General features: G+C 41.8%; 16 protein-coding genes, 2 rRNA genes and 1 riboswitch. Of the genes, 8 read left to right on the top strand and 10 right to left on the bottom strand.

Going from position 1 to position 21,184, the window contains the following annotated elements:
- The 3 genes from PN447_RS11035 to menA form a co-directional block, all read right to left on the bottom strand.
- Positions 1-1,205 (bottom strand): ATP-binding protein (locus tag PN447_RS11035; protein ID WP_271763062.1); only part of this gene is annotated, 1,205 nt, incomplete at its 3' end.
- A gap of 303 nt (positions 1,206-1,508) precedes the next feature.
- A complete protein-coding gene (locus PN447_RS11030; protein ID WP_271763060.1) occupies positions 1,509-2,423 on the bottom strand; it encodes an o-succinylbenzoate synthase in 915 nt (304 codons plus the stop codon).
- Positions 2,416-3,321 carry a 2-carboxy-1,4-naphthoquinone phytyltransferase gene (gene menA, locus PN447_RS11025; protein WP_271763059.1) on the bottom strand — a complete coding sequence of 302 codons (906 nt, stop codon included), beginning with the start codon at positions 3,319-3,321 and terminating at the stop codon, positions 2,416-2,418. Before menA ends, PN447_RS11030 begins: the two co-directional genes overlap by 8 nt.
- A 121-nt stretch (positions 3,322-3,442) precedes the next feature.
- Here menA and PN447_RS11020 point away from each other — a divergent pair, with 121 nt between their 5' ends.
- Both PN447_RS11020 and PN447_RS11015 read left to right on the top strand, forming a co-directional pair.
- A complete protein-coding gene (locus PN447_RS11020) occupies positions 3,443-3,601 on the top strand; it encodes a hypothetical protein (protein ID WP_271734057.1) in 159 nt (52 codons plus the stop codon).
- Positions 3,602-3,638: 37 nt separating this feature from the next.
- Positions 3,639-5,054 (top strand): isochorismate synthase, encoded by a 1,416-nt coding sequence (locus PN447_RS11015; protein ID WP_271763058.1) that lies wholly within the window; start codon positions 3,639-3,641, stop codon positions 5,052-5,054.
- A gap of 109 nt (positions 5,055-5,163) precedes the next feature.
- Here PN447_RS11015 and PN447_RS11010 read toward each other — a convergent pair whose 3' ends face one another.
- The 3 genes from PN447_RS11010 to PN447_RS11000 all read right to left on the bottom strand — a co-directional run bounded on the left by PN447_RS11010 (position 5,164) and on the right by PN447_RS11000 (position 10,803).
- Positions 5,164-5,340: a hypothetical protein gene (locus PN447_RS11010; protein WP_271763056.1), complete on the bottom strand. Its 177-nt coding sequence runs from the start codon at positions 5,338-5,340 to the stop codon at positions 5,164-5,166.
- An 80-nt stretch (positions 5,341-5,420) separates the two neighbouring features.
- Positions 5,421-8,330 carry a beta-phosphoglucomutase gene (gene pgmB, locus PN447_RS11005; protein WP_271763054.1) on the bottom strand — a complete coding sequence of 970 codons (2,910 nt, stop codon included), beginning with the start codon at positions 8,328-8,330 and terminating at the stop codon, positions 5,421-5,423.
- 43 nt (positions 8,331-8,373) lie between these two features.
- Positions 8,374-10,803, bottom strand: a complete 2,430-nt coding sequence (locus tag PN447_RS11000) for a sucrose synthase (protein ID WP_271763052.1) — start codon at positions 10,801-10,803, stop codon at positions 8,374-8,376.
- A gap of 157 nt (positions 10,804-10,960) precedes the next feature.
- On the opposite strand from PN447_RS11000, the gene PN447_RS10995 reads away from it, so the two are divergent.
- The gene (locus PN447_RS10995) at positions 10,961-11,527 is read left to right on the top strand and encodes a Uma2 family endonuclease (protein ID WP_271763049.1); all 567 of its coding nucleotides are present in this window, start codon (positions 10,961-10,963) and stop codon (positions 11,525-11,527) included.
- A 19-nt stretch (positions 11,528-11,546) separates the two neighbouring features.
- On the opposite strand, the gene cbiE is transcribed toward PN447_RS10995, so the two are convergent.
- Entirely contained in the window at positions 11,547-12,758 is a 1,212-nt protein-coding gene (gene cbiE / locus PN447_RS10990) for a precorrin-6y C5,15-methyltransferase (decarboxylating) subunit CbiE (RefSeq protein ID WP_271763063.1), read from the bottom strand.
- 175 nt (positions 12,759-12,933) lie between these two features.
- Here cbiE and PN447_RS10985 point away from each other — a divergent pair, with 175 nt between their 5' ends.
- From PN447_RS10985 to cobJ, 5 genes are all read left to right on the top strand, one after another.
- Complete coding sequence (locus PN447_RS10985; RefSeq protein ID WP_271763048.1) at positions 12,934-13,149, top strand: hypothetical protein; 216 nt, start codon at positions 12,934-12,936, stop codon at positions 13,147-13,149.
- A 133-nt stretch (positions 13,150-13,282) separates the two neighbouring features.
- Positions 13,283-13,402, top strand: a riboswitch (adenosylcobalamin-variant (AdoCbl-variant) riboswitch).
- Positions 13,358-14,941, top strand: coding sequence for a precorrin-3B synthase (gene cobG / locus PN447_RS10980; RefSeq protein ID WP_442867095.1), 1,584 nt, complete (start codon positions 13,358-13,360; stop codon positions 14,939-14,941). (Overlaps the previous riboswitch by 45 nt.)
- Before the next feature lie 52 nt (positions 14,942-14,993).
- On the top strand, positions 14,994-15,620 hold the full coding sequence (locus PN447_RS10975; RefSeq protein WP_271734048.1) for a precorrin-8X methylmutase: 627 nt from the start codon (positions 14,994-14,996) through the stop codon (positions 15,618-15,620).
- A 2-nt stretch (positions 15,621-15,622) separates the two neighbouring features.
- Positions 15,623-16,327 carry a precorrin-2 C(20)-methyltransferase gene (locus PN447_RS10970; protein WP_271763045.1) on the top strand — a complete coding sequence of 235 codons (705 nt, stop codon included), beginning with the start codon at positions 15,623-15,625 and terminating at the stop codon, positions 16,325-16,327.
- A 101-nt stretch (positions 16,328-16,428) separates the two neighbouring features.
- Positions 16,429-18,144 (top strand): precorrin-3B C(17)-methyltransferase, encoded by a 1,716-nt coding sequence (cobJ, locus tag PN447_RS10965; RefSeq protein WP_271763043.1) that lies wholly within the window; start codon positions 16,429-16,431, stop codon positions 18,142-18,144.
- 388 nt (positions 18,145-18,532) lie between these two features.
- Here cobJ and PN447_RS10960 read toward each other — a convergent pair whose 3' ends face one another.
- The 3 genes from PN447_RS10960 to PN447_RS10950 all read right to left on the bottom strand — a co-directional run.
- Complete coding sequence (locus tag PN447_RS10960) at positions 18,533-20,545, bottom strand: hypothetical protein (protein ID WP_271763041.1); 2,013 nt, start codon at positions 20,543-20,545, stop codon at positions 18,533-18,535.
- A gap of 242 nt (positions 20,546-20,787) precedes the next feature.
- A 5S ribosomal RNA gene (gene rrf, locus PN447_RS10955) occupies positions 20,788-20,905 on the bottom strand.
- A 57-nt stretch (positions 20,906-20,962) separates the two neighbouring features.
- Positions 20,963-21,184: ribosomal RNA gene (locus tag PN447_RS10950) — 23S ribosomal RNA — on the bottom strand; the annotation flags it as partial.

Genomic DNA, 21,184 nt, shown 5'->3' with positions numbered 1-21,184 from the left:
GGGTAAGGGGTACTTTTAAATAATGGTTCCCCATGTTGTCGCCAAAAGTCTAAGAATAAGTCTAATAATTTTTCTGGGATTAATTCACCACTAGGACTCAACCATTCAGGTTCAATCACCCCTAAGGACATAATGGGGGTATAGGCTAAAACTTTAGGTAAAACTTCTCTATAAATGGGGTTAGCAATTTCTAAACCTCTGATGGGATGATAACGACACAATCCTAAATCTAGGAGAAAACGAATATCATCATTAGGCACATCTGGTAATTCTTCCCCAGCTAACATGGGTTGAATAATCGCCTTAACCCTATCTTCTCGCAGTCGCTCGGCGAGACTATCTAAGTGGGTGTCTTGCCTTTGAATTAGTATATCTTTGGCTTGATTGATTAAATCTACCGTGATGGGGATATTTACATCTTCTGCTAAATACTCTGTAACTTGACGGGCGATCGCATTGACTAACCAAGGTTGACCCTGGGTTAAATAGTAGGCGTGGTTAACAGCTTCGGGGGTAAAGATTTGCCCCGTGGCTGCGGTGTGTTGTGCGTATAGATTATGTACATCTTCTAAAGTGAAATTACTTAAAGTTAAAGATTCCACCTTGATATTAAAGGGACTTGAGGTATTTAACCTGTCACTACCACCAGAAGCTACCTTATAATCACGTACATCCCTCATCCCAACTAAGGCCACACATTGGGGAAAGCTCTGGGGACGACGGGGGAAACCATCCCTTAACTGTCTTAAGACAGTAATTAAAGTTTGATTTTGCAGGGAGTCAATTTCATCAATAAACACTACTAAGGGGCGCTTAGAAGTTTCTGCCCAGGATTTGAGGAAGGAGCCAATACGTTGAGGTGGATTACCATTAGTTAAGAACGGTGGTTGTAATTCTGTTGGTAGCCAACAGTCAATAGCATCTTGCCAAGCATCTAAAATCCTTGTTTCTGCTACTTCTGGCTGATCGGGAAAGGGCGAGCCTACTTCTGCGGATACCATGACGGCAGTATATTTACCACTGGCAGTTAATTCCTGTGCTAGGGTAAGCATGGCAGTGGTTTTACCGGTTTGTCTGGGTGCATGGATGACAAAGTAATTGCGCTGTTCAATCAGGCGTTTTAATTCTGGTAACCGTTCACTGGTCGGTAGGGTATAATGTATATCCGGTTGACAAGGGCCTGCTGTGTTAAACCATTTAGTCATAAAAGTTTAAGTATAGGTTGATTTGATTATAACTGTGATGACGGTTGACGGTTGACTGTTGACGGGTCAGGGTTTAAGAGCTACGACCACCGGGAGCCAGGGGTTAGAAACCCCTGTCTAATAGCTCAAGTCGGATAAATCCGACTGGGCGTTAAATATAACTTTATAAATAGGGTTAACAATCATGGACGAGAGTATTATATGTAACCCAATAGTCCACTTTTAGGGCTAATGGCTGTTGATGGTCACACCTCTTCCCAGTCAACCGTCAACCGTCAACCGTCAACCGCGATGGTCAGGAGTTTAGTTGATAAAATGATTGACACCAAAACCAACCGCCCGATTTTTGGGAGACAATTCTGCTGCGAGTTGTAAAGCAGCTTGTCTACCAATTGCGGTTTCAAACACTGAGGAAAACACCGCATCAATATGATGCTGTTGGCAAAATTGGCGCAGACGGGAAGGGTAACCCGCTATCCCTGGTTTAATCACAAAAATCCCTCGCCAACCTTTTTGAAAGCAGTATTGTAGTTGTGGGAATGTGGCCACAGACTCATCTAAGGCGATCGCAGTCTGAAAACTAGCGCTTAAGTCCAACATCGCCGCCAATTCTGGGATTGGTAATGGTTGTTCCAGAAATTCCACATGAGAAACATGGTCACAAATTCCCAACCATAGTTTAGCCTCCTCATAACTCAGTCCACCATTAGCATCTAATCGCAATTTAGCTGTAGGGGGTAAACTCCGGGTTAATAAATCAAAGATTTCCCACTCCCTAGAAAACTCACCCACGCCAATTTTCCATTTAAATGTACGGTATCCTTGCTCCCACAGGGGTTTCCACTTACTTAACGCCCCCTCCCCTGCTGGTAACAATCCACTATAACGGAGAGATTGAGGGGATCTGAGTAAATTACCCATTGCTTCCCAAGCTGACTCAAAAGCAAACTGACAAGCGGGTAAGGTATCGGGAATTGAGAAAATCATCTCCCGTGTAATTATCCCTGGTAATTGGCGACAAAAATCTATAGCTTCCTCTAGAGTCTCCGAACCAAACCAACTAATAGGTGCAATTTCGCCCCAACCACAGTTACCCCCAGAATCACGCAAATGAATGATTACACCCTCACGGGTAGACCAAACCCCATGATTAGTAATCAATGGTTGTAAAAACCGCCTCCTGTAGCAACGAAAATCAAAGTTAAAAATCTTAACCAACCCCTAAGATAAACCCCAAACCCAACAGCAAACAACAGCAAAAATGTAAATTAACTGCAATAAACTTACAATTACTCACCTTTTCCGGGAGATAATGATTTTTTTGCACATGGTGACATAACTGTAAAGCCAAAGGTAAACTCAGCCAACTAAGCAGAGTCCAGAGTGGGAACACCTCCCAGACAACAAATAACAAAATCAGGGGATAAATACTACTGGTAAACCAATAGAGGACTTTTGCAGCTTTGGCGGTTCCCAAACGCACCACAGGCGATCGCTTACCCGCTGCTATGTCATCCTTAACTTGGTGAAAGTGCGAGCAAAATAAAATTAAACTGGTAGCAATGCCCACAATCACAGAAGCTGCTAAACTAGTCATAGACCAAGTTTGAGTTTGGCTATAGTATGCCGCTGTTATCGCTAAAGGTCCAAAGGCAAAAAAACAAATAATTTCCCCTAAACCTTGGTATCCTAAGCGAAAAGGTGGCCCTTGGTATGTGTAGCCCAAAGCACAGCACACCAAAATCAAACCTATCACAGTCGGGTCTTGCTGCCAAGTAGCAATGGCGATGATTCCCAGTAAACCAGCCAATAAACACAAGTTACCTAACCAAAATATTAATAACTTTTTGCCAGTTAAGTTAACTAAAGAATGATGTTTATTTTTATCAATTCCCGTTTCCGCATCAAAAACATCATTACTAATGTTTTCCCAAGCTAAAATTAAAATTGCTGCCCCTATAAAAGTAGAAAATACTACTAAATTAAATCCTTTAGTTTCCGCAAAGGCTACTGCTGTTCCTACCCAAATGGGCATAATAGCAACACTATACATTGGCGGTTTAATTGCCGCTATCCATAATTTAATTTGAGGATTTACAACCTGCTTTGTAGTCATCAGTCCTTATTAATGAGATTATAGTTATCTTACTCATATCTAAAATTTTACTGGTTCTGGAGACACCAGCGCCCATCCAGGTAGTGCAAAACCATCCTGTGCTTTACTAAAGACTAGTTAAGTGCCAAACTTATGGTATTTACTGTGGTTGGTTCACCCAAAACTCACAGATAACTGTTTAGCTTATGGGAACACCATCAATACAGCAAACCATACTCTGGTGAATTGGCAACTGAATATGCTACCTGTAGAAATACCACCACGTTTAATTACACTTTAGGAAGTTAACTTAAAAAAACTTTACTATTGCTAGACCCATGACAGTTTCACCATGTCGCAGCAACTTCTTTGTTACACACAAAGACCTATACCATTTTCTGTGCAAAGTTCAGGAAAATTGCCTCAAAAATAATTGTGGGCAAATTGTGAGTATTTCCCTGAATATTGACTGGGTAGATCCATTGGTTGTGTTACATAAGTTTACGTATAAAAACGATATAAATTTTTACATTGAGAACCAGGCTAAGGGAGAAGCGATCGCCGCCATTGATACGGTGTTAAAACTAGAAATTGATGGCAAACAACGTTTTCAGCAAGCTGAATATTTTATTAAATCCCGTCTCCAAGATATCAAAAATTTTGGTATAACTGAGCATAGTTTTAGTGGTCCTCACTTTTTTTGTTATTTCAGGTTTTTTGAGTATAATTCCCAAATAGACTACCCATTTCCATCGGCGACAATTTTTTTACCACGTTGGCAAATAGCAGTTAAAAATCAACAGTGTATATTAGTTAACAATATAATTATCAATTCCAACAGGAATGTAGAAAATATCCTTGAGGATTTGCACGATAAAATCAAGCAAATTCAGTCATTAGAATCTACTGTGAATAAATGGGATCAAGTACCAAATAAATTTAGCAAACAATCTGTAACTAATCCTCAAGACTTTAAAAGAGCAGTAATATCTGCAGTAGAAAAAATTCGCACGAGTGACTTAAGTAAAATTGTCCTAGCCAACGCCTTAGATGTGAAATCAAGCAACAGTTTTAATTTATTCAAATCCCTACATAATTTGCGGGAAATACATCCTAATTGTTATATTTTCTCTACCAGTAATGGCAAAGGACAAAGCTTTATTGGTGCGAGTCCAGAACGACTAATTAGTGTTAATAATCAAGAATTAGTATCCGACGCTTTAGCCGGTTCTGCACCCAGAGGTACAACAGATGCAGAAGATGCAGCTAACGCCAACCGCTTACTAAATAGTATCAAAGAAAGACACGAACATTCTTTAGTGATTGATTTTATTACTCAACACCTATCACAGCTAGGTTTGTCACCCCGGGTATTAGCACCGCGACTGAGACAATTATCTAACATCCAGCATTTATGGACGCCCATTATAGCCAGAGTTCCCCCTCACGTTCACCCCTTAAGGATAGTATCCCAACTTCATCCTACCCCAGCGGTTGCCGGTGCCAGCAGAGATTTTGCCTGTGCTGAAATTCGTCGCTATGAAAACTTTGAGCGGGGTTTATATGCTGCGCCTCTAGGTTGGATAGATGGTAGGGGGAATTGTGAATTTATAGTTGGGATTCGTTCAGCATTAATAGATGGCGATCGCGCCAGGCTGTATGCTGGTGCTGGTATAGTTGCTGGTTCGGATCCTGAGAAAGAATTTGCAGAAGTGCAGCTGAAACTTCAAGCCCTACTCAAAGCATTAGTATAAGGTTTAATAAACATATAGCTGTTTTTGTCTGAGTGAGGTTAATTAACCGCAATCAGGCTATGATACCTTAATGATCAAATATTCTTGGTGTCCTTTGGGCCCTTGGCTGTTAATCCTTGTGTTTATCAGCAGGGTCACCTTCAAAAGGTTGAACCCCCGTCGCTGGATAGTCATCATCTCTAGGACTAAAAATTCTGCTCACAGCTTCCGAAATATAGTTCATTGATTGCTGAGGAATATTTTTAATTGATTGAAGTATTTCCCTGACTCTTGCTGAACTAGACATAACATGATCTCCTAAAACACCGAATCAAGTAAACATTTATCTGTGTTCATCTGTAATTACCCAGATATTGATACCCACACTCACACAACAGCTTTGCTTAATTGGGCTTGCAACCCCGCCCAGGTCACACCGGCTAAACTAGGTAAAACAACATGAGCCGCACCAACTCGTTCACATGGACCTAGACCCACAGCCCACATACCAGCAGCTAGGGCTGCTTCTATACCCGCTGCTGCATCTTCAATGACTAGACATTGCTTTGGTGGGACTCCTAATTGCTCCGCTGCATATAGGAATAAGTCGGGTGCAGGTTTAGGTTGTTGTACACTATAACCATCAGCGATCGCATCGACTTGATCAGCAATTCCCAAACGCTCCACAACCATCTGGGCATTTTTGCTAGCTGAACCAATAGCGATTTTAATACCCTGTTGTCGCAACTCATCCAACAAAGCGATCGCACCTGGTAACAAATCTTTGGGTGTAATATTAGCAATCATCTCCACATAGTAGCGGTTTTTGCGCGCCAACATTGCCTGAATTTGTGACTCTGAATATTTTTTATTCTTAATGATTAACATTAAAGAAGCCCGACGGGATATACCCCGCAAAGCTTCATTAGCTCCTCGATTAAACTCTATACCCTCTTCATCTGCTAGTTTCCGCCAAGCTAAATAGTGATATTCAGCCGTATCAGTTAAGACACCATCTAGGTCAAAAATTACCCCGTGGATGGGGGAAGAAGAGGGCGCAAATAAAATCAATCCTTTGTGACTTTCCCCCTGAGTAATTTGGGGACGTAAATTGAATTCGTGCCATTCACCCCGCCAATGCAGTTTAAACCTCAGACCAGTCCACCCCTGGGGTAAATGAGGGTTAGCCGCAGGGCGACTGTCCCTGAGTTTAATTCCACCAAAACCAAAAACCACAGCTTGCCAAATTCCCCCAGCATTAGCCCCATGAATACCATCAGCAGTGTTACCGCGGGTGTCCTCAAGATCGATCATTGCTGCTTGCATAAAACGTTGATAAGCTTCTGCCCGTTTTCCTAAATCTGAGGCTAAGATGGCATGAATTGCCGGACCTAAAGATGAACCATAGGTAATATCCGTGCGGGGTGCGTAGTAGTCCCAATTTGCTTGTAATGATTTTTGATTGTAGGGAAAATCTCCCAATTCCCGCATCATATATAAAAGCATTAATACATCCGGCTGCTTGAGTACCTGCAACTTATTAGTTTTTTCGATCCCCAAAATGGCCTGCATAGACTGGGTGCGTGGTTCATAGTCGTTCAGGTTAATATCTTCCAACTGGAAAAATCCCTGGAACTGCTCTATTAATCCCGTTGAAGAGTCGTAAGGAATCCAGAGTTTAGCGGCGATCTGCTGCCATTGGCTTTTCGTTTCAGGGTTAAGTTGTAGTTGTTCGTCTAATTCCTTGGCTCTTTCCGGGAAGCTTTGATGCAGCCAGTCATTAACTATGACAGCTTTTTCTAAATGCCATTGCACTATCCGGTTAGTAAAGGTGTTATTGTGAACAAACTCGTGATACTCATCTGCTCCTATTACCCCGAGAATTTCATAGCGGTCTTGCTCAGAATTGAACTCAACGCGACTAGCCCAAAAAATGGCGGTATCTAAAATAATCTCTGCACCGCACCTTTGCATCCATTCATGATCACCAGTTGCCTGCCAATAATACCAGACAGCATAAGAAATATCTGAACTAATGTGAATTTCGTGGTCACGACACCAAATTCTGATATCATTACCGTAAAAATCACTAGGAAGCGACCAACGTGGTGTTACCTCATCCCCCGTAACAGCACTTTCCCAAGCATACATCGCCCCTTTATAACCATAATGGGATGCTTTACGTCTGGCACCATTTAAAGTGTGATAGCGGTAACTCAGTAAATTACGCCCTAGGGCTGGTTGGGTAAAGATAAAAAAGGGCAGAATAAAAATTTCTGTGTCCCAAAAGATATGACCACGGTAGCCAAATCCCGAAAGGGTTTTAGCGGGAATGCTAACTTTTTCATCATGTCTGGGGGCGGCAATTAACAGCTGAAACAAATTGTAACGGATGGCAAAGGCGGCTTTACTATCCCCCTCTATGGCAACATCACTGTAGTGCCAAACCTCATCCCATGCTTGGGCGTTGGCTTGCCGCAGGGTGATATAGTCTGGTAAGTGCGCGAGTTTTTCTTGAGCTGCTGAGACTGGTTGCGAAATTTCCCGCGAGGTAAAAACTGTGACTACCTTCTCTACTGTCACTGTCTGCTGTGGTGTAGCCAGAAAGGTTGCAGTTATCGTAGGGTAGCCAGGAGCAGTATGCACTTGTAAAGCGGATTCAGTTCCTAATAATACCACCCTTGCAGCCATACCAATATCAATCCGGGAGCCGCGAGTTCTGCTGTGTAACCAGATTCCTGCTGCGGTTTTACCCTGGTCGATTGCTTCCCAGTGGTTGAAACCTTGATTTTCTGGGTAGCCGTTAATACTAGCCTGAATTTCGACTACCCCATCAAAATTCACAGGCGTTATCTGGCAGCGTTGCCCTAATACGTGCTGATCAGCTAAACTAGCAAATCGTTCAAACTCAATGTCTATGGTTTGCCCAGTGGGACTACACCAGCGTACAGAACGGCTGAGAATGCCTTGACGTAGGTCTAGTTGTCGATCGTACTGTAATATTTCTCCCTCATGGAAACGGAAGCGATCGCCATTGATGTTGAGTATCAATGGTAACCAATCTGGACAATTTGCGAGTTCAGTATAAACTACAGGAACATGATCATAGACACCGTTGATAAAAGTAGCTGGTAATGCACGAATATAGCCTTCCTCAAAACTCCCCCGTGTTCCCAGGTATCCGTTACCGATGGTGAAGATGGTTTCTCTGGAATGTAACTGATCGGGGTCAAATGCAGTTTCAATTAATATCCAATCTGTATATATCAATTGGTTATAATCACTTTTTTTATTCATCTTCAATCCCTGTGCTAAATTCCCAATTAGGAAGGAAAACTTTTTACTTTTTAACGATGACAGAATTCTGCATATGTTGTTCTAAAATTATTTGGGATCTGGGTTTAAAAATCAGGTGGAATAATGTTTCTATATATCTATGTTTAGCTGCATTATTTTCAGGAGCGGCAAAGTTCCAAAAGCTAAATATTTTAGCCAGCAAGAGCATTTGACTATTGTTGATTTGCCAATTATATTTATCTAGAATACGTTGACTCATCCCCTGGGAAACTTCTCTCCAGAGTTGGGGTTGAGTATCACATTTGTCTATGAAGCTCAAAATTTGGTTTGCTGTTTCTTTTTCGTCTGTAGGATTAATATGAAATCCATTTTCTCTCTCTTCAATAATTTCTACAGCACCACCAAATTTAGTCACAAAAGTGGGTAAACCGGAAACCATGGCTTCCAGAATGCTCCGACCAAAGGATTCAAAGCGGGCAAAGTGAACATAAATTCCCTGAGTATCGGCAATGACTCGATAGGCTTCTCCTAGCTCACGACTGGGAAGACGCATCCCTATACAGCGTATATTGCCGTGTAGCTCATATTGATTAATTATGTCATGGAGTTTTTGAATTTCCTCTGCTTCTCTGGGGTTGCTTGCTTCGGTGGGATACAGTTTAGTAGTAATAAAAATCAGATTACAATGCTCTTGTAAGGCTGAATTTTTGCCAAAACATTCCGCTAAACCTGTGAGATTCTTCACTGAGGTGATGGGGGCAACATTGAGGATGGGTCGCTTATGAGGCTGGTCTAAATGACCGAGAATTTGGGGATGTTTACGAGTAAATAGTAAATCATGTACTTGGTTGGTAAATTCAACATCCCGCCTATGTTTGTGGCTATAAGGGAAAAAGATATTTTCACTGACTCCAGGGGGAACCATGTTGAATTTAGGGCTAAATAAATCAATGCCATCAACTACATGATATAGCTGGGGCATGGTAAAACACTTGTATGACTCATATTGCCCTATTGTATCTGGCGTGCCGACAATTTCTTGATAGGATGAAGTGATGATAAAGTCCGCAGCATTCATACTGATTAAGTCAGCGGTAAATTGTGCGGAAAAGTGATAATGTTCTTCTAAGTCCTGCCAATATAGATTACTAAATAAATGTTTGGGTTTTTCTAAAGTGTGGGCAATGTTGCACTGAGTGACTTTCAGGCTTTGGGAAAGCAGGGAGGCTACTAAGTTACCATCACTGTAGTTCCCAACAATCAGATCGGGACAACCTTGAAATTGAGCTAATAGTTGTTTTTCTGCATCCAGAGCAAATTGTTCTAAATAAGGCCAAATGTCATATTTAGAAATCCAATTGTTAGTAATCTCAGGATTAAATTCACCAAAGGGAACTCGCAAGATCCAAGCGTTTGCAGTGTCATCAATTTTCTCTAGCCGCAAATTACATTCTGTACCTTCGCAGTTAGGAATAAGTCTAGTGAGAATAATTACATGGGGTTGAATTCCTAATAAATCCAGACCTGCTAGTTTGAGTTCTGTTTGTAGTTTATTTTCCAAGCTGCGCGCTTGTTCCAGGACATAAATCACTTGACCTAGTGTTTCATCTCTACCTAAAACATCCTGTTGAGCGACCCAACCATGTATGGAAATGAGAACCACGCGAAAAATAGCAGGAATGCGGGTGACAAATGCTTCTAAGATAGCGGGTTGGGGACTGCGTATAAGTTGTTCTAACAGTTCTAGGGTTTCGGATATGCGCCCAGATGTATTACCCCACCCCGGTTCAAAACCTAGTTCTTGTAGGTGAGGGCGAAAATTGGCGTAGGGTTCTTCAGGGGGTAATTGCTCCAGAAATTTTAGGGCTTGTTTAATTTGTTGAGTGAGGTGGATACCGCAGGGAATGCGATCGCTAATTAGCAGGGGTTTTTGATCATAAGTTAGTTGATATAATGCTTGAAATAACACCTCTAACCAATAATTGCCGTCAGTCAACAGTTGATCGCATAAGTAACGATTGAGAAAGGCTAATCCTTGACCAATGTTTCTGGGGTCAGTAATTCTGGTGGATTTGGGGTAAAAGGGTTGAAAGTCAATTTCTAGAATGTGGGGTTGGTAGCGGTTAACCAGGCGATCGCTAACATCCAACCATGCTTGGGGTGTCACCGGCTCAAATCCAGAGCAGTCTGCTTGCAGTCGCCAAACTTCCTGGCTAGCAATCCTGGGGCGAAAAACAAACCAAGTACCTTCAGATTCTAAAATCATTTCATGGGTATTGTGAATTAATCTGCCAACAGAAGAAGAGTAGTAAAAGTAAGCGGGCTTTTGCTTCCTTTGACAGTAATCGGCAAAAATATGTAAAATCTCATTTCTTAAGAAGTAACGTTTATTGGTAGCACTTAATTGCAAAATAAACTGACATAGAGTGATTTTTTCATCTGTGTCTAAACAAGTCACCAAACATTCATACATGAGCAACTCCAGCACAGTATCAGGTCACGACCTCAAATGTGATGCTAGAGGTACATTTCCCATATTTATATTCATATAATAGATAGTATGAAAGCTGTTCACTTCTCGCTTCAGGATGAAACTCTAGCAATTCACTCTATACCTTCAGGTTGTCAATATGGTTACTTCCCCTGAAATCTACGTCAATCCGGAAGAATACTTAGAAAGTGAGGAAAATAGTCACGCCAAACACGAATATATTGATGGCTATATCTACGCCATGGCTGGGGCTTCTGACTCCCATGTGACTATTGCTCTCAACCTTGCTAGTCTGCTGCGTAATCATGTACGTAGTTCAGGTTGTCGGGTTTACATCGCCGATATGAAAGCCAGGATTGAATCGCTGAATCGTTTCTACTATCCTGATGTCATGGTGACTTGCGACCCAAGAGATCGGGAAACGCCGGACTATAAAAAATTCCCTTGTTTAATTGTCGAAGTCTTATCTGATTCTACTGAGGGCTTTGACCGTGGTGATAAATTTGCAGATTACCAGGTAATTTCCACATTGCAAGAGTATGTCTTAATCAATACAAAACGTCAGCGTATCGACTGTTTCAGTCGTAACGACCAAGGACTCTGGGTATTGCAATTCTACACCCCAGAACAAAAGTCATTGCGACTAACTAGCATTGACTTTGAGGTGACCATAGCACAAGTGTATGAGGATGTGGTTTTTGCTTGATCTGCGCAGTTCTTTGCGTTTAAAACTTCATTCCCACCCACTGAGTCACAGGGGACATAGCTCGCCAACCTAAAAACTTACCAATAGGTTCAGCTCTTTGAATAGAAACACGAGTGAAATTACCACCAACTTGATTATACCATTTAAATAAGGTTTGCTCCCCTTCTATGGTGACAACATTAGCTACCAACCGCCCACCGGGACGTAATGCTGTCCAACAAGTATCAAAAAGGTCTTCCGCCGTGACTCCACCGCCGATAAATATAGCATCCGGTGTAGGTAAATCTTTTAGGCTTGATGGTGCTTGACCGGGAATAATTTTGAGGTGGGGGGTTCCTAAAGCGGCGGCGTTGTCTGCAATGTACTTTAGTCTACCAGGATTCTGTTCAATGGCGATCGCCTGACATCGGGAATTAGTACGCATCCATTCAATGGAAATTGAACCGCAACCCGCGCCGACATCCCATAATAGTTCTCCGGGAGTGGGGGCTAATTTTGCCAAGGTAACCGCCCTGACTTCTCGCTTAGTTAATTGTCCATCGTGATGATAGGCATGATCTGGTAATCCTGGTAATCTGGGTAAGGGTATTACCCCAGAATCGGCAATACAATTAACTGCGATCGCATTGAGAGGCGCAATTTCTGTTTCACTCCAAGATGCGGCTGTACCTTGTACAATTCTTTCCTGAATACCACCCAGATGTTCTAGAACAGTAATTTTACTACCACCATAACCGCGATTTGTCAAGATTTCGGCAACAATTGCCGGTGTGTCTTTTCCGGCGCTCAAAATTAACAGTTGCGCCTGGGGGTAAATGTAAGACTGGAGAAGAGACGCGGGACGACCACACAAACTCAAGGTTTCTGTTTCGGTTAAAGACCATCCTAGTTTGGCACAAACGAGGCTGAAGGTAGAAGGCGCAGGGATGATGGTGATTTCTTCTAGGGGGAATTGTCGGGTAAGGGTGACACCGATACCGTAACATAAGGGGTCACCGCTGGCTAATACACAGATTAATTGACCCCGACGGCGGATAATTTCTGTTATTGAGGTGGTAATGGGTGATGTCCAGGCTATCTTCTCTCCTCGGTACACTCCCGGTAACATGGCCAAATGGCGATCGCCCCCTATAATCACCTCAGCTTGGTCAATCAGGGAACGTGCTATCGCACTTAACCCCTGTAACCCATCTTCACCAATACCAACAATCGATAGCCATTTACCTGTCATAGAAGCTGATAATAATTTCACTAGATGTGGTAGTTTTTCCGCTCCAAAATTGCGGAATTTTCCAACTTTTATGAGTGTGTTATAATCAATGTGCATTACAAGTTTTACACAAGTAATATATGGTAATATATATTTACTTGACTTGGTTAAATTTCATAATTAGGTTGATTATTAGTTGAAAATTAAAGCGTTGGATGTCAAAGCAGGCGATCGCATTATTGCCTACTGTAAGAATAAGATGCAGGTTTGCAAGGTGAAGCGCATCTTGGAGCCTGGTTCCACTAATATCACACTATTGGTGTTTACATCTGAGCATTATCGTGGATGCTTAGTTTCCTGTGTAGTGCGGTTCCAGCCTGACACCTTAGTTGATTTAGTTAATTTTGCGTAATCACCCTAAGTAATTATTATAGGGTTAATGGAGGTTGTAAATACAGTATCCAGATATACTCAGTACGATATTTAAGTGAATATTAAAAAAAATGCAGCATCCGGTGGGCTGAATACCTGATCATGTTAGATTAGTAAGGAAATAGGTTGGGAAACTCCGGTGTAATTCCGGGACTGTGCCGCAGCTGTAATGGTAAGACCAAAGCAGAATGTTCAGTTTTTTTTACTTGCCAAGTCAGAATGCCAACCCTAACAGTGTCATCAAGACACATTATCTACTACCTGCGTCGCACAGGGAAGGAGTGAATATTTTGCCGTCCGGTTTTGCCTTATGTCCTGGATTATTTTATGACACACCAGCCCAAGATGGGATATTATCTCGCATCAGAATACCAGGTGGGATTCTGGATAGTAAACAATGTCATGCGATCGCAGATGTAGCGGAGAATTATGGGGGTGGTTATGTGGATGTGACTAATCGCGCTAACCTCCAAATCCGGGAGCTGCGTTCGGGAATAAATACCAGTGTTCTCCAGAATTTACAAAATATAGGTATTGGTGCTGCTAATTTCGCTGTTGACCACATTCGTAATATTATGACCAGTCCTACGGCTGGTATTGATACCCAAGAATTAATTGATACCCGTCCCTTTGTGCAAGAGTGGGATAATTATATCGCCGCACACCCCAACCTATCAGGACTATCGGCAAAATTTAGTGTTGCTTTTGATGGTGGTGGTCAAGTTTCCGTATGCGATCGCCTCAACGATATCATGTTCGCTGCTGTTTTAATTGATGGTAAAGTTTATTTTCGTCTGTGTCTGAGCGTCGGCGATCGGGGAAAACCACCCCTTGATATGGGAATTGTATTATTGCCAGAGCAATGTTTACCAGTTTTAGCAGCTTTGGCTGAGGTTTACCTAAATCATACCGATCCTCACAGTGGACGCAAGCTACGTTTGCGAGAGTTATTAAATAAATTGGGTTGTGAAAGTTATCTTAAAGAAGTTGAAAAACTCTTAGCTTTTAAACTCACTCTCCATCAGCGCTTTGACACAACCAATTCTTCATCCCGTCTCCTGACCGAAAACACATTAAACTTTAAGTATCCACATATCGGCGTTCATCCCCAGGGTCAGCAGGGCTTATTTTATATTGGTGTGGTTTTACCTCTGGGTCGGCTAGAAAGTCAGCAAATGCGGAGTTTAGCTGATTTAGCAACAGAATTTGGTAGTGGGAATCTCAGGTTAACTCCTTGGCAAAATCTGCTGTTGACTGACATTCCTCAGCGATCGCTTCCCAATGTTAAGCAAGAAATAGCTACTTTAAATTTAGATTTCTCAGGGAGTAATATCAATAGTGCATTAGTGGCTTGTTCTGGTAATCAAGGTTGTGCAGCTTCAGCTACGGATACGAAAGGTGACGCTTTGATCTTAGCAAATTATCTCAAAACTCATGTTAGCCTCAATTACCCCGTTCATATTCACTTTAGCGGCTGCGAAAAATCTTGCGCCCACCATCGTAATAGTGATATTACTATGCTTGGTGTCAGCCTAGAATCAAAAAATGGTACTTTGGGAGCTTATCAGATTTATGTTGGTACAGGTGAGAGCAACGAAAAATTTGGTCGTCAACTTTATCAATATGTGAGTATGGACGAGATACCTGTATTGTTAGAACAGATGTTACAAGTGTATAAAATGCAATGCCGAAACAGCAATGAATCCTTTGGAGAATTTGTTAATCGATATGAGATTGAGCAATTACAGTTGTTGTTCTCCCCAGTGAGGTAGGTTTATTTCTGCTCCCATTCACTATTCACCATTAACTATTCCCGATTTTCCCATGTCTGACTACATCCGAGATGCTAAAGAAATTTACAGTAAGTCCTTTGAGATCATCAGATCGGAAGCCAAGCTGGATATGCTGCCGCCTGATGTAGCAAAAGTTGCTGTACGCCTGATCCATGCTTGTGGAATGACTGATATTGTTAATGACTTGGGATATTCAGCCGATGCGGTAAAGCGTGGACGCGCAGCACTAGCAGCAGGTGCGCCAATTCTGTGTGATTGTCGAATGGTTGCTGAGGGTATTACCAGACAGAGACTACCAGCAAACAACCAAGTTATTTGTACCCTTTATGATGTGGAAGTTCCAGCCCTGGCTAAACGGTTGGGTAATACCAGATCAGCTGCAGCGGTGGAATTGTGGCGCTTGCACTTAGATGGCGCAGTGGTAGCAATTGGTAATGCACCTACAGCACTATTTCACCTTCTGGAAATGCTCGAAGAAGGATTTTTCAAGCCAGCGATTATTTTAGGTTTTCCCGTGGGATTTGTGGGCGCTGCTGAGTCAAAAGCAGCACTCGCAGTAAATAGGCACAATGTACCATTTTTAACTTTATATGGTAGGCGTGGTGGCAGTGCGATCGCAGCTGCAGCAGTTAATGCCCTAGGAACAGAGGAAGAATAATTATGCCAACCAAAGGCCGCCTCTATGGAATCGGTGTAGGTCCAGGTGATCCAGAACTACTGACATTGAAAGCACTGCGACTATTACAAGCTGCTCCTGTGGTGGCTTATCAGTCCGCAGTAGATAAAGAGAGTATAGCGCGGGGTATCGTCTCTCAATATCTGTCTGGTCATCAAATCGAAGTCCTGTTTCACCTACCCCGCGCCTTAGAACCAGAAACGGCAAGTGCTATTTACGACCAAGAAGTTGCACCCATTGCCGAACATCTAGCCGCAGGACGTGATGTGGTGGTTTTGTGTGAAGGTGACCCGTTTTTTTACGGTTCTTTTATGTATGTTTTCACACGTCTATCTGAGAAGTACCAAACGGAAGTTGTCCCCGGAGTTTCCTCACTCATGGCTTGTCCTGTGGCTTTGGGTGTACCTTTTACCTATTACAACGATATCATGACCGTTCTCCCCGCCCCCATGCCAGCCGAACAATTAATCACCCACTTGCTAGCAACCGATGCAGCGGCGATTATGAAACTAGGTCGCCATTTTACCAAAGTGCGAGATGTTTTACATCAATTAGGGTTAGCATCACGGGCATTATACATTGAGCGGGCAACAATGGCACAACAAACAATTATACCCCTGGATCAAGTTGATCCAGATCAAGTCCCTTACTTCTCAATGATTATCATCCCGACTAAAAGTCGGCTATAGATTTACCAACCAGTTCTGCTCATGGCGCGAATTTATAAACTCAGTTGTGTTCATCTGTGGTTTCATTGGAAAAGATATATACAAAACTTGTAAATTAAATAATGATCAAGATTGCACCTGCCATTGTGGTACTTAGTCAAAACAGCGTCCCACTAGCCCGCCAAATCATCAGCATACTACAGGGTGGGACATTATACGGTTTGGCAGGTCGCACATCTAAGGTTGATATTACATTCACGAATTTTAGTGAAACATTACGGGAATTATTCGCACAGGGAACACCCTTAATTGGGATTTGTGCAGCTGGTATTCTCATCAGAACCATAGCGCCCATGCTTTCGGATAAAAAACAGGAACCCCCAGTATTAGCAGTAGCTGAAGATGGGAGTGCGGTGGTTCCCCTGCTGGGTGGACTCAATGGGGTGAATGATTTAGCGCGACGCATTGCGGAAGTCCTGGATGTGAAACCAGCAATTACCACCACAGGTGATCTTCGTTTCCGCACCGCTTTATTATCTCCCCCACCAGGGTATCATTTAGCTAACCCAGATGACGCTAAGAAATTTATCTCAGATTTATTAGCCGGGGCGCAAGTTAAGCTAGAAGGTACAGCCCCTTGGTTGAGTAATAGTCAATTACCCATAGACCCAGATGGTAATTTAACCATCCAGGTTACAGAACGCTTAGTCACCCCCGCACCCAACCGCCTTGTTTATCACCCAGCAACTATAGCCGTTACCATCAGTGATATTGTTGATGTAGGCTTAATACAACAGCTTTTAGCAGATGCAGCCCTAGCCCCAGCATCACTAGGGGGTATTTTTGCAGATATTACCTTGGCTGCAAATCCAGCCACAGAAGCCATTGCTAACGCCTTTAAAGTACCTATTCGCTTTTTTACCTCAAATCAGTTAGAAAAATTCATCTCACAAGGTTATAGCCCAGCCCAAGCCATAGCTCTTATGGTAACCGGGTCTTCTGGATTATCCTCCCCATGTCCTCACGCCAGAATTGCCATTGCTCCAGCCCCTATTGATACCAGCACCATCGGTCAAGCCAGAGGGCGGTTAGCGATTATTGGTACTGGTCCGGGTGGTTCTCAGTGGATGTCTCCAGAGGTGAGAGAAATACTTAAATCTGCCACTGACTTAGTGGGTTATAAAACATATATCAACTTAATCGGCTCTCTGGCTGAGGGTAAACAACTCCATGAGTCAGACAACCGGGAAGAAATCGACCGGGCGACAATGGCGCTGGATTTGGCAGCAACAGGGCGATATGTCGCTGTAGTTTCCTCTGGTGACCCTGGGATATATGCAATGGCTGCGGCGGTATTTGAGGTGTGCGATAAAAACCCCAAACCAGAATGGGAAAGTATTGATCTTCATGTTGCGCCGGGTATTTCCGCCATGCAAGCCGCAGCTGCGGCCATTGGCGCACCATTGGGACATGACTTCTGCGCCATTTCACTATCTGATATTTTAAAACCCTGGTCAATTATTGAACAACGCATTGCTGCGGCTGCTCAAGCAGATTTTGTCATAGCCTTCTATAACCCTGTGTCCAAAGATCGCACTTGGCAACTAACAGCAGCCAGAGAAATTTTACAGCAATATAGAACACCAGATACACCAGTAGTATTAGCTAGAAATCTCGGCAGACCAGGGGAAAGTGTCAAAGTTATTCAACTACAAGAGTTAACACCAGATGCAGCGGATATGCGGACTGTGATTTTAATTGGTTCCAGCCAAACCCGGACAATTCACCGCCGGGATGGGACTATTTCAGTTTATACACCAAGGCGATACAGTGAATAAAAGTTATGGGTATCTGGGCTTTGTTTATATAGCTCCAATGAGGAGTCAACCGTCAACCGTCAACAAAGCAAATCAGCACCAACCGATTCAAGCGATCGCTAATTCTGTTCTGCGCTTGGGCGAATAATTTTCTTGCTCCTGCTTGATCGGATTCATAAGCAGAGGTGAATACAAGTGCTTCAAGTTAAAAATAACATTTCAAATATAGCATTTCCCAGCCTGGTGAAGTACAAAATCATCTGCGTTTATCTGCGTTTAATTATTACTGCTTGTACTTCACTTAAATGGTAATTGCTATATTTGTTTATCTCCATAATCTCCTGATTTTAATCCAATGGAGTTAGATTATTTATTAGTCAATACAACAAAACCTAGATAGATTTACCAACTAGATTTGAATATTATCATATTTTTTTCCTATTTCTTCCATCATCCACGAAAAATGTATGTAGTCTTTATCATTAAACAATCTAGGAATTTTGGTATCTTCTAGTATAGCATAAAAATATATAAAATCAGGACTTGACCGGCCACTTTTCCAAATTAGCTTTTGATTTGTTAAAATAACACCTTCCTTACCATCATTCCATGTATCTTTTAAAGCTAGGATTTTCTCATCAGAGTCAAGAAATGAAGCAGCATAACTAGACAGAGCATTTGATAACTTATCTAAGGTAATATTAGGAGCAATTTCAAAACCACTAATTGTATATTGTTTATTCAATTTATTGTTAATAAAATCAAGAAATTCTACCAATTTAGGAGAAGTTGGCATTTCCGTTAAAGTATACAATCGTGATTCCAGTTGATGTAGTATATTTGCATCTCTACGTTTTTTTCCTTTCAAAAAAGACCACACCACAAAACCAGCACCAAAAGCTATTAAAGAAGCTCCTCCTGTAATCACATTTATTCCTCCCAAAGCAGAAATGAGAGTAGTAATAGCTGCTGCTCCTGATAACGTACCTGCTACCCCCAAAGCAGAAGCACCAGTCCAAGCAATGAACACTGCAGCCGCACCAATTAAAGTTCCGGTTACCGCGGCAATTCCTAAATTTTTATAGTCTTCTCCATCCATTTGAGATACAAGCGCAACAGACACTAAACCCGCTGCTCCTATTAAAGCTGCTCCCCCAGTAACTACTGCTAAACCTCCTAACATTCCCAAACCACCAGCAGCTACCGAACCACCACCTAAATAAGCTAAAGTTGCAGTCAGAGGCGCTTGACTTAATAATACACCTGTCGCTGTTTCTGCTCCCAAAGTGTGAAGTATACCTTTTATTGTGGGTACAACAGCTACCCCTTGATCGCTAAGTTGGAGAGCTACCTGAAAAATTTTTTCCCAATCTTCCTTATAAGATTTTGAACGTTCTTCAGTCAAATTACTTTTAGCTATGAGATCAACAAGTTCTGCATTTTCAAAGAACCGACCTTGTGCCGTTAAATAAACTAATTTGCAACTGTTTAAAATATCAGATTCGAGAATAAATGAATCTAGAGATTTTAAAGTCTCTGGATCAGATATCTTTTTCCCATCTCGAATTTCTTGATAGGTTAGTAAAAATTCTTCTTGTTTCTGTCCTTTTGATTTCTCTGTAATTAACTTGATAATGATAGTATCTACAGTAAAAGCTCTAGATTTGGCACTAGCTATTGAATAGGATCTTTTAATAGCAACAGGAATATCTGAACCCGTAATAATCGCTTCTAATTCCGTGAGATAACTAAAATCTGGAACGGGTTCTGAAGCTCTCACATATTGATATGTACCTCTAAGTTTTTTCTTTTTATCTTCAGAAATTTCAGATTTAGCTAGTGCTGTTTCAAGTGCTTTTTCAATGATATTTAACAGACAATTTTGATGAGCTATTTCATATCTTTGACGAATTTGCTCATCTAAGTTAGATGAAGCTACCAAGTATTGCAATAAATCCAGAGAAATTGTATCTTCTATGTATTCACTATCTTCAACTAGCTCATAAATTTGTTTTACTTGTGATTTAGTGGCAGATTTACGCAAAAAATCAGCTTGATCAATTTCTTGATAAATCTTGTCAGCTATTCTCACATCTGGATCATATAAAGTATGCAAAATAAACTTGACATCATTACCTTGTAACCCAATTTTACGAATAGAAATTGTATTATCTTCAATAATTTTTGCAGGAATTGGTAATTGACAAGTATCTCCAGACCTCAAAGTAACTTTTTGAATACCACCCCTTCTAGCAATATCATAAGGAATAAAAACATGATATCTTTCATAAAAACCATTATCATTAGCACTCGCAATTTCTGGAAATATGACATCTTTAGTCAGATAAACTCCAACACCAGAAACCAGTATATTTAAAAACATTCGACGATTGATATTAAATAAGCCAGATGAATTATTCATGTTAATCATAAGTAAATGCCTGGAAACTGGAAATATTTTGATATTAGTACAAGTAGTACTATTTATATATTCAACATAAAACTTAGTATATTGTCAAATATTTACACTGTATAAATATAAATGATATCAGTAAATATAACGTATAATCCCCATAACGTCTATAGCCCCAACACCTTAGCCCCTGCAAAAAACAAACCCCCTCATTCTTGCAAGAATGAGGGGGTGTTTTATTTTAAATATAAACCTGGCATCGAGCTATTTTTGCGGAGGGCTACCCCTCAACTATCGTGGCCGCTGCAGCGTTTCACCTCTGAGTTCGGGAAGGGATCAGTGTGGTTCCACCGCGCCATAGACACCAGGAAAGAATAGTGGGTCAGAGACCCTGAAGACTGCAAGTAACGCGAAAACCAGAGTGATGAGGTCAAGCCCTCGGTCTGTTAGTACTCCTTTGCTACATACATTACTGTACTTCCACATAGAGCCTATAAACGGGTGTTCTGCCCGTGACCTTACCTACTTTAGTAGTGAGAGCACTCATCTTGAGGTGGGCTTCCCACTTAGATGCTTTCAGCGGTTATCCGCTCCGCACTTAGCTACCCAGCGTCTACTCCTGGTGGAATAACTGGTACACCAGCGGTG

Source organism: Anabaena sp. CS-542/02 (assembly GCF_028331085.1).
Lineage (GTDB): Bacteria > Cyanobacteriota > Cyanobacteriia > Cyanobacteriales > Nostocaceae > Anabaenopsis > Anabaenopsis arnoldii.
Note: the sequence above shows the minus strand (reverse complement) of the source record. Positions and strands in the feature narration are given on the sequence as shown.

Coding starts and splice junctions, on each gene's coding strand:
- menA (WP_271763059.1), bottom strand. CDS start 3,321: ATGACTACAAAGCAGGTTGTAAATCCTCAAATTAAATTATGGATAGCG.
- PN447_RS11015 (WP_271763058.1), top strand. CDS start 3,639: ATGACAGTTTCACCATGTCGCAGCAACTTCTTTGTTACACACAAAGAC.
- PN447_RS11010 (WP_271763056.1), bottom strand. CDS start 5,340: ATGTCTAGTTCAGCAAGAGTCAGGGAAATACTTCAATCAATTAAAAAT.
- pgmB (WP_271763054.1), bottom strand. CDS start 8,330: ATGAATAAAAAAAGTGATTATAACCAATTGATATATACAGATTGGATA.
- PN447_RS11000 (WP_271763052.1), bottom strand. CDS start 10,803: ATGTATGAATGTTTGGTGACTTGTTTAGACACAGATGAAAAAATCACT.
- PN447_RS10995 (WP_271763049.1), top strand. CDS start 10,961: ATGGTTACTTCCCCTGAAATCTACGTCAATCCGGAAGAATACTTAGAA.
- cbiE (WP_271763063.1), bottom strand. CDS start 12,758: ATGACAGGTAAATGGCTATCGATTGTTGGTATTGGTGAAGATGGGTTA.
- cobG (WP_442867095.1), top strand. CDS start 13,358: ATGTTCAGTTTTTTTTACTTGCCAAGTCAGAATGCCAACCCTAACAGT.
- PN447_RS10975 (WP_271734048.1), top strand. CDS start 14,994: ATGTCTGACTACATCCGAGATGCTAAAGAAATTTACAGTAAGTCCTTT.
- PN447_RS10970 (WP_271763045.1), top strand. CDS start 15,623: ATGCCAACCAAAGGCCGCCTCTATGGAATCGGTGTAGGTCCAGGTGAT.
- cobJ (WP_271763043.1), top strand. CDS start 16,429: ATGATCAAGATTGCACCTGCCATTGTGGTACTTAGTCAAAACAGCGTC.
- PN447_RS10960 (WP_271763041.1), bottom strand. CDS start 20,545: ATGAATAATTCATCTGGCTTATTTAATATCAATCGTCGAATGTTTTTA.